The organism is Microbacterium terrisoli (assembly GCF_030866805.1).
Lineage (GTDB): Bacteria > Actinomycetota > Actinomycetes > Actinomycetales > Microbacteriaceae > Microbacterium > Microbacterium terrisoli.
This window is the reverse complement of record NZ_CP133019.1, coordinates 1051605-1059440: the sequence shown is the minus strand read 5'-3', so window position 1 is coordinate 1059440 and position 7836 is coordinate 1051605. Positions and strand designations below refer to the sequence as shown.

Here is a 7836-nt window from a genome sequence, read left to right as displayed (position 1 = left end):
CATGACACCTTCCGCACCAGCGCAGCGCCAGCAACCGGATCCATGATTCCCGAGCGAACCCCAGATGTCCGCGCGGTGAGTCCGTCCACCAGCAAGTGAGCCCCAGACGCCCACTGGGTCTTGAGTGTGGCCCTATGCGCAACCTGTGTCAAGACCGGAGTCTGCCATGGTGTCACCTGTGCGCCGCCTCACGGTCAGCCGGCGACCAGCCGCGGCGTGCCCGTCTCGCTCTCGGCGAGGTCGCCGGTCTCCCCCGCACGTACCGCGCGTCGCCCGACCACGAGCATGTACACGAGGAAGATCGCCAGCGCGAAGGCGCCGAGCAGCACCTTGATCGGCCAGGGCCAGTGCTGCGGGGTGACGAACCCCTCCACGGCCCCCGACAGCGCCAGCGAGAACACGAGCCCGATCGCGACCGTCACCAGTGACCGCCCGGCCACGGCGAGCGACTCGCCGCGCGATCGGCGGCCGGGAGCCACCCACGCCCAGAACACGTGCAGCCCCGCCGCGGCCGCGACGAAGACGCTGGTCAGCTCCAGCATCCCGTGCGGTGCGATGAACTGCCAGAACACGTCCGCGTGACCCGTTCCGATCATGACGGCGCCCGCCGAGCCGACGCCGACGGCGTTCTGCATGACGACGTACAGCGGCCAGACCCCGGTGACGCCGAACAGCACGCACTGCACGGCGATCCACGCATTGTTGGTCCACACCGTTCCGGCGAACACCGCCGCGGGATTGTCGCGGTAATAGTCGGTGAACTGGTGTTGGGCGTAGTACTCGAGGTCGGCCTTGGAGCCGAGGGATGCCAGCACCTGCGCGTCGCTCGAGATCCAGATCGCGACCAACGAGGCCACGACGAAGAATCCGACCGCCACGGCCAGGGTCGTCCATCGCAGTCGATACAGCGCTGCCGGCAGTTGGCCGACGAAGAAGCGCGGCAGCGCGCCGCGAGTGTCGGTGCCCGATCCGGTCAGTGCCAGGCGTGCACGGGCGAGGATCGTCGACACGTGATCGCCGACCCCGGTACGGCCGGCGGCGGTCTTGATCTCCGACAGATCAGCCGAGGCGGCACGGTAACGGGTGACCAGTTCGTCGACCTCGGCGCCGCTGAGCGCACGGGCGCGACTGAGCTGCTCCAGGCGTGCCCACTCGGGCTCGCGCGCGGCCGTGAGCGCGTCGAGATCCATGTGGTTCACTGTAGGTCATGGCCGCCGAACCGATCACGATCGTGCCCGATGAGGTGCTCACCGGTGAAGCTGTCGCACTCGACGTGCAGCCGCTCGGATTCTTCCTGCGCGCGCTCGGATGCCTGATCGACGTGCTGGTGGGTGTGGCCGTGCTGCTGCTGCTGGCCTGGCTGTCGGGGTGGCTGCTGGGCGAGAGCATCGTCAGCGCCAGCGCGTCGGGCATCATCGGCGTCTCGGTGATCGTGCTGGTCACGGTGGTGCTGCCGGCGTCGGTCGAAACCCTCAGCCACGGCCGCAGCCTCGGCCGACTCGCCGTGGGCGGCCGCGTCGTGCGCGCCGACGGTGGGGCCGCCGGCTTTCGCCAGGCGCTGGTGCGGGCGCTGGTGGGCGTACTGGAGATCTGGATGACGGTCGGTGCGATCGCCGCGCTCACCGGCGCGTTCGCACCCCGGTCGCAACGGCTCGGCGACCTGATGGCGGGCACGTACTGCCAGCGCACCAGGACGCCCGCGCTGCCGCCGGCGGCAGAGCCCGCCCCACCCGTGCTGAACGAATGGACAGCGGTCGCCGACGTGTCGCGCCTCCCCGATCCTCTGGCCCGGCGCTGCGCGCAGTTCGTGCGTCAGGCCGCGCAGATGGAGCCGTCCGTGCGTGCGCGGCTCGCGACATCCCTCGCCGCAGAGGTCACCCCGTTCGTTTCGCCGGTTCCGCCCGTCGACCCCGAGACGCTGATCCGGGGCGCCGTCGCGGTGCGCCGCGACCGCGAATACGCCGCCCTGCAATTGGAGAACCAGCGCGTCGCGGCGCTGCTGCCGCCCGCTTCCCCGACTCGCACCGCCGTGCGCTGAGCGCAGCGCACCGGCCGGCCGTCGAAGCAGGGGATTCTCGGTGAGACCCGTGGCCAGGTCCCCTGTCTCGACGAGAATCCCCTGCTGCCGCCCGCTTCACCGGCTCAGTAGCGGTAGTGGTCCAGCTTGTACGGGCCTTCGACCGGCACTCCCAGATACGCGGCCTGCTGGTCGGTGAGCGTGGTCAGGTGCACGCCGAGCGCATCGAGGTGCAGGCGCGCGACCTTCTCGTCGAGCACCTTGGGCAGCGTGTACACGCCCACCGGGTAGGCCTCGTTGCGGGTGAACAGCTCGATCTGGCCGAGCACCTGGTTCGTGAACGACGCGCTCATCACGAACGAGGGGTGCCCGGTCGCGTTGCCGAGGTTCAGCAGCCGGCCTTCGGACAGGACCAGGATGCTGCGCCCGTTCGGCAGGCGCCACTCGTGCACCTGCGGCTTGATCTCCACGCGCACCGCACCCGGCAGCGCTTCGAGCCCGGCCATGTCGATCTCGTCGTCGAAGTGGCCCACGTTGCCGACGATGGCCAGATGCTTGAGTCCGAGCAGGTGCTCGACGGTCACGACGTGCGTGTTGCCGGTTCCGGTGATGAGGATGTCGACCTGGTCCACGACGTCGTCCAGCCGCGCGACCTGGAATCCGTCCATCGCCGCCTGCAGCGCGCAGATCGGGTCGATCTCGCTGACGATCACGCGCGCGCCCTGCCCGCGCAGGGCTTCGGCCGCACCTTTGCCGACGTCTCCGTAGCCGACGACGAAGGCGACCTTGCCGCCGATGAGCACGTCGGTGGCGCGGTTGATGCCGTCGGGCAGAGAGTGGCGGATGCCGTACGTGTTGTCGAACTTCGACTTGGTCACCGAGTCGTTGACGTTGATGGCGGGAAACAGCAGTCCGCCGGACGCTGCGAGCTCATACAGCCGGTGCACTCCGGTCGTGGTCTCTTCGGTCACACCCAGCAGCCCGGCCGCCACCCGCGTGAACCGCTCGGGGTCGCGGGCGAGGCTCCCCCGCAGCAGGTCGAGGATCACGCCGTACTCGACGGAGTCGCCGGCGGCGGCATCCGGCACCGACCCCGCCTTCTCGAACTCGACGCCCTTGTGCACCAGCAGGGTGGCGTCTCCCCCGTCGTCGAGGATCAGGTTGGGCCCGTCGAATCCTTCGGCCGACCAGTCGAAGATGCGGTCGGCGCAGTCCCAGTACTCGGTGAGGGTCTCGCCCTTCCACGCGAACACCGGCACTCCCTGCGGCTCGGCCACCGTGCCGCCGGGTCCGACCACGACAGCGGCGGCCGCCTCATCCTGCGTGGAGAAGATGTTGCAGCTGGCCCACCGCACCTGAGCGCCGAGGGCGACGAGGGTTTCGATCAGCACTGCGGTCTGCACGGTCATGTGCAGCGATCCCGCGATGCGCGCCCCGGCCAGCGGCTGCGATGCGGCGAACTCCGCCCGCAGCGCCATCAGGCCCGGCATCTCGTTCTCGGCGAGGCGCAGCTGGTGGCGTCCGGCCTCGGCGAGCGACAGGTCGGCGACGCGATAGTCGATCGGACGGGCAGGAGCCTGAGAAGTGGATGCCGGCATCCCGCCATTCTCCCATGCCGCCCCGCAGGTCGTTGAGCGAGCGCACTGAGTCGAAACGCCCCCGAGGGACGACCCGCCTTACGCCTGGAGCGTCTCGTGCCGTACGACGACCCAGCCTCGCGGCACCGACAGCCGTTCGGTGTGGATCGCACACAGATCGTGTGCGTGCGGGTCGCCCTCACGCCCGAGCGGGCCGATCGCGGCCATCTGGTCGGTGTAGTCGTATGTCAGGGTCGACACCGCTTCGCGGGAGCACCCCACCTTGGAACACAGTCTCTGGCGCATTTGCTCCTCACGCTATCGCTCCGGATGCCGCGGCCCCCGCATCGGCGCGCGGCCGCACCCGCCCGACCTAGGATGGACAGCATGATGCGCCGCCGGTCAGCCGCACCCGTGCGGCCACGTCCCTCGCGCCACGGTCGACATGGCCGTGAAGGGCGCAGCCCGGTCGTGCGGCCGCCGCTGCCGCCGCTGCAGACCCGCTACGAACGGTTCGATCTGATCGTCGGCACCGCTGCGGAATTCCTGCGATCGGCCTGGGAAGAGCTGCGCGAGGTCAAGATCGAGATCGCCGACCTGCCGGTGGAAGCCGACGCCGAAGGCATCCCGCGCTGGCTCGTCGACAAGGCCGCCAAGCGCATCGTGCTGTACCGCATCCCGATCGAGCGTCTGAGTCGCGTGCATCCGGGCGACGACCTGCGCGAGCGCATCGTGATCGAAGGGTCGATGTTCCGCGCCGCCGCCGAGTACCTCGATCGCGACCCGTGGGACCTGGGGCCTGAGCGCTTCCGCTTCTTCTGAGCTCGGATGCGGGGCCTGGGTCGTTCGGCCCGGGCCCCGCATCGTGCTCAGATCAGCGCGTCAGTCGCGAGGACCCGGCACCCCGAGCCCGGCACCGTGGAAGTCGATGCTCTGGACCAGCTTGGCCACACCGCCGACGATCGGCAGGCTCACCTTCGACTTGGACGGGTCGACGGTCAGCGTCGTTCCGGCGGCCGGACGGACCGTGTACTCGTTGTCGGAGCTGATCACCATCACGCCGATGCTGGTGCCCTCGGCGAAAACGTAGTCCTTCGGCTCGAACGCGAACGAGAACTGATAGAACCGGCCCGGCGTGATCGTGTCGGTGACCGCATCACTGTTGCGGTTCTCGACATCCATCCAGCCGCGCGAGATCACCTTCGCCGCACCCGTGTCCGAATACTGCAGCAGGACCGCCGAGAGATTGGCCTTGGGGCGATCGACCGAGAGGTTCACCGACACCGTCGGCGTGCCCGACAGACGGATGTCGTCGTTGAGCACGGGCGTGCGGTACACCAGGCGGTTCGACGACTGCGATGCGGCTGCAAGCGTGGACACCCTCTTCGACGCGTCGTCGACGATCGTCTCCTTCGGCGCCTGTGCCTGCTTCGTGAACCTCAGCGCACCGACCGTGTTCGCCTCGGATGCGGCGCCGAGCCACACCGTGGCGGGGCGTGCGTCGGTGTCCGGCCAGTCCGGGTACTCGGTGAGCACCCTGTCCTCGCGCACCACATAGGCCTTCGGAAGGTTCTCGACGCCGTTGTGCTGCTTGTACAGATAGCGGGTGAACCACCGGTTCAGCATCGTGTCCGACGGGTTGCCGCCGTGGCCGCCCTGGTGCAGGTAGATCTGATGCGGGGTGCCGGTCTTCTTCAGTGCCTCGTAGAGGTCGGAGGCGTTCTTGGTCATCACGTTCCAGTCGTTCAGACCGTGGGCCACGAGCGTGGCCGCCGTGATGTTCTCGGGGTGCGCGAGGTAGTCCCGCTCCGCCCAGAACGCGGTGCGATCACCGGTCGCACGATCCTGCTTTGCCCGGAGCTCGTCGATGACCGGCTGGCACTGCGACTGCGGAAGACGCGTGTGCACGTAGTCGGCCAGAACATCGAGGTCCTCGCCCTGGTAGCCGCCGGGCGCACGGACGGCGCCGTTCGCGCGGTAGTAGTTGTACCAGTCCGAGATCGCCGAGACCGGGACGATGGCATCCAGGCCCTTCACACCGGTGCTTGCGACACCGATCGGCAGCGTGCCGTTGTAGGACGTGCCGATCATGCCGACGCTGCCGGTGGCCCAGCTGCTCGCCGAGACCTCGGTGGTGCGGTCGGGACTCGCGTACGCCTTCACGCGCCCGTTCAGCCAATCGACCACGGCCCGCCCGCCCGCCGACTCGTTGGGCCCGCCCGAGGTCGGGCACCCCTCGGAGAAGCCGCTGCCGAGCGACTCCGCGTGCACGACGGCGTAGCCGCGGGGCACCCAGGCGCTCTCCCACGAAGAGGAGATCTTGGGGCTCGTGGCCGGAGGCCTGGGCGCGGGGAACCCGGGCTTCGTGGTCGGCGGTTCGCCGATCTCGTGATCGACGCTCCAGTTGCCGACACTGCTGCCGCCCGCGTAGTACGGGCTCATCTCCATGATCACCGGGACCTTCAGCCCGGCATCCGTCTCGGGGACGCGAGTGACATCGACGTGCACAAGGTCGTTCTTGCCGTCACGGTCCGAGTCGACGTCGCTTTCGACCCATGCCTCCTGGCGGACCCACTGCGCCCTGTCGGTCGTGAACACGGCTTGTGACAGCCCGTCTTGGAAGGTCGGTTCGGTCGGCGCCGGTGCCGGTGAAGCCATCGCCGGCGTCGTCACCAGCATTCCGCAGACGACCACCGACGATGTCAGTACGGCTGTGAGGCCGCGCCGACGCCGCAGCGCCCTCTGCTTTTCGAGATCCGTCATGCCGGGACCTCTCCTTTCGGTGTGTGGGGTTCGCGAGAACGCCTGCCCTCGGCGGCCGACGTTTCGTCGAGCCTAGAGGCGGGGATGCGGCCGGTCATCCGCGAAATGCCGCGGCTCGGATGCGGCAGATGCGACGGATGTCGCTTGTCGCAGATCAGCCCGACTTCTCGGCCTCGGCGAGCATGATCGCCATGTGCAGGCCAAGACGCTGCACACCGTCGCGCAGGTCCACCCCGAGCACGGTCTCGATGCGTGACAGACGGTGATAGAGCGAGCTGCGGTGCACCCGGAGACGGTTCGCGGTGCTCTGCATGCTTCCACCCCGACGAAGGAACTCGGCGAGCGTCGCCAGCAGCATGTCACCGTCTCGCTCTGCGCGCAGCCGCTGGACATCGTGGAAGTCGTCGGCGCGCATGCCTCGCTCGGCCGCTGCGTGCAAGCCACGATAGGCGCCCAGTCGTTCCCAGTGCGTGACGGGATCCGGCAGCTGGAAGACGTGGGCGATCCGGATGGCTTCCCGGGCACGCTCGTAGCTGGTGCGCACCTCGGCCAGCGTCGGCGCGAGCGGCCCGACGCCCACGGTGACGTCGCCGAATCGACCGAGCACCTCCTCGCCGATGGAGAGGACCCGCTGCGCTGCCGCCTCGATGTCGTCGGCGGCATACGCCGCTTCGACCACGACAGCGTGGTCGTGACGCACCAGCCACAGAGCACTGCCGACGACCCCTGCCGACCGTCGTGAAGCCATCGCGAGTGCGGCGCGCACCTCGGCGGCTTCGGCGGCTTCGGCGGCCGCATCCACGTCGCAGCCGATCACGTAAGCACGCGCAGCTGCCCGCCCCGCCACTCCGAGCCGATCCGCCGCCCACTCGGCGGCTTCGATGGCGCGGCTGCCCGATTCCGTCAGCAGCACACGCAGGTACTCCCGCTCCACGGAGCGGGACCCGACCTCATCGTCGTCCTGCCGGCGCCACTCGTCACCGATGGCGTCCGCGTAGCGCGTGGCGCGCGTCACCTCCGAGGCGCTCATCGCCTCGGGCGCGTCGATGAACCAGAGATGGCCGAACGAGAACGATCCCGTGGAGACCGGGATGCACAACCGGGGCAGCATCCCGAGCGCAGAGTTCGCAGGAACGTGCACGACCTCGCGTGAGCGGTAGACGCCCAGTCCGCGCAACCAGTCACTGACTGCAGGGGCCGCCCGGTGGCGCAGGATCGACGCCTCACGCACCGGATCGATCACGTCTGATTGCGGACTGTAGGCGACCACACGCTGACGACGGTCTTCGAGCAGCGCCGGACGACCTACCTCCGTCGCGACATGATTCACGAGCTGTGTGAGCGACACGCGTTCACCCCCGGTGTCGGGTCGTCATCCTGACCAACCGCTGTGAACAGGAGTGTATCCGAGTCGGTCCTCGAGGGAAACTCACCGACGTGCCTCAGCGCCCACGGTCCGTCCGACCGCACGGTCCTGCG

7 protein-coding genes are annotated in these 7836 nt (G+C 69.0%); 2 read left to right on the top strand and 5 right to left on the bottom strand.

The annotated features are described in order from the left end of the window. Window positions 1-194: 194 nt before the first annotated feature. Window positions 195-1190 (bottom strand): stage II sporulation protein M, encoded by a 996-nt coding sequence (locus QU603_RS04440; protein ID WP_308493287.1) that lies wholly within the window; start codon window positions 1188-1190, stop codon window positions 195-197. A gap of 17 nt (window positions 1191-1207) precedes the next feature. Between QU603_RS04440 and QU603_RS04435 the strand changes: the two genes are divergently transcribed. Beyond that, window positions 1208-2038, top strand: a complete 831-nt coding sequence (locus QU603_RS04435) for an RDD family protein (protein WP_308493286.1) — start codon at window positions 1208-1210, stop codon at window positions 2036-2038. 104 nt (window positions 2039-2142) lie between these two features. Here the strand turns inward: QU603_RS04435 and ahcY are convergent, their stop codons facing one another. Together ahcY and QU603_RS04425 are read right to left on the bottom strand one after the other, a co-directional pair. Further along, window positions 2143-3615: an adenosylhomocysteinase gene (gene ahcY, locus QU603_RS04430; RefSeq protein WP_308493285.1), complete on the bottom strand. Its 1473-nt coding sequence runs from the start codon at window positions 3613-3615 to the stop codon at window positions 2143-2145. A gap of 78 nt (window positions 3616-3693) precedes the next feature. Beyond that, window positions 3694-3900, bottom strand: coding sequence for a DUF3499 family protein (locus tag QU603_RS04425; RefSeq protein ID WP_308493284.1), 207 nt, complete (start codon window positions 3898-3900; stop codon window positions 3694-3696). 81 nt (window positions 3901-3981) lie between these two features. Here QU603_RS04425 and QU603_RS04420 point away from each other — a divergent pair, with 81 nt between their 5' ends. Beyond that, window positions 3982-4416 carry a hypothetical protein gene (locus tag QU603_RS04420; protein WP_370655327.1) on the top strand — a complete coding sequence of 145 codons (435 nt, stop codon included), beginning with the start codon at window positions 3982-3984 and terminating at the stop codon, window positions 4414-4416. A gap of 60 nt (window positions 4417-4476) precedes the next feature. Here the strand turns inward: QU603_RS04420 and QU603_RS04415 are convergent, their stop codons facing one another. Further along, window positions 4477-6357 (bottom strand): Xaa-Pro dipeptidyl-peptidase, encoded by a 1881-nt coding sequence (locus QU603_RS04415; RefSeq protein WP_308493283.1) that lies wholly within the window; start codon window positions 6355-6357, stop codon window positions 4477-4479. 154 nt (window positions 6358-6511) lie between these two features. Next, window positions 6512-7705 carry a PucR family transcriptional regulator gene (locus QU603_RS04410; protein ID WP_308493282.1) on the bottom strand — a complete coding sequence of 398 codons (1194 nt, stop codon included), beginning with the start codon at window positions 7703-7705 and terminating at the stop codon, window positions 6512-6514. Window positions 7706-7836: the final 131 nt, after the last annotated feature.

Excerpts from the sequence above, each read along its gene's own strand:
- QU603_RS04440 (WP_308493287.1), bottom strand. The coding sequence starts at position 1,190 with ATGGATCTCGACGCGCTCACGGCCGCGCGCGAGCCCGAGTGGGCACGC.
- QU603_RS04435 (WP_308493286.1), top strand. The coding sequence starts at position 1,208 with ATGGCCGCCGAACCGATCACGATCGTGCCCGATGAGGTGCTCACCGGT.
- ahcY (WP_308493285.1), bottom strand. The coding sequence starts at position 3,615 with ATGCCGGCATCCACTTCTCAGGCTCCTGCCCGTCCGATCGACTATCGC.
- QU603_RS04425 (WP_308493284.1), bottom strand. The coding sequence starts at position 3,900 with ATGCGCCAGAGACTGTGTTCCAAGGTGGGGTGCTCCCGCGAAGCGGTG.
- QU603_RS04420 (WP_370655327.1), top strand. The coding sequence starts at position 3,982 with ATGATGCGCCGCCGGTCAGCCGCACCCGTGCGGCCACGTCCCTCGCGC.
- QU603_RS04415 (WP_308493283.1), bottom strand. The coding sequence starts at position 6,357 with ATGACGGATCTCGAAAAGCAGAGGGCGCTGCGGCGTCGGCGCGGCCTC.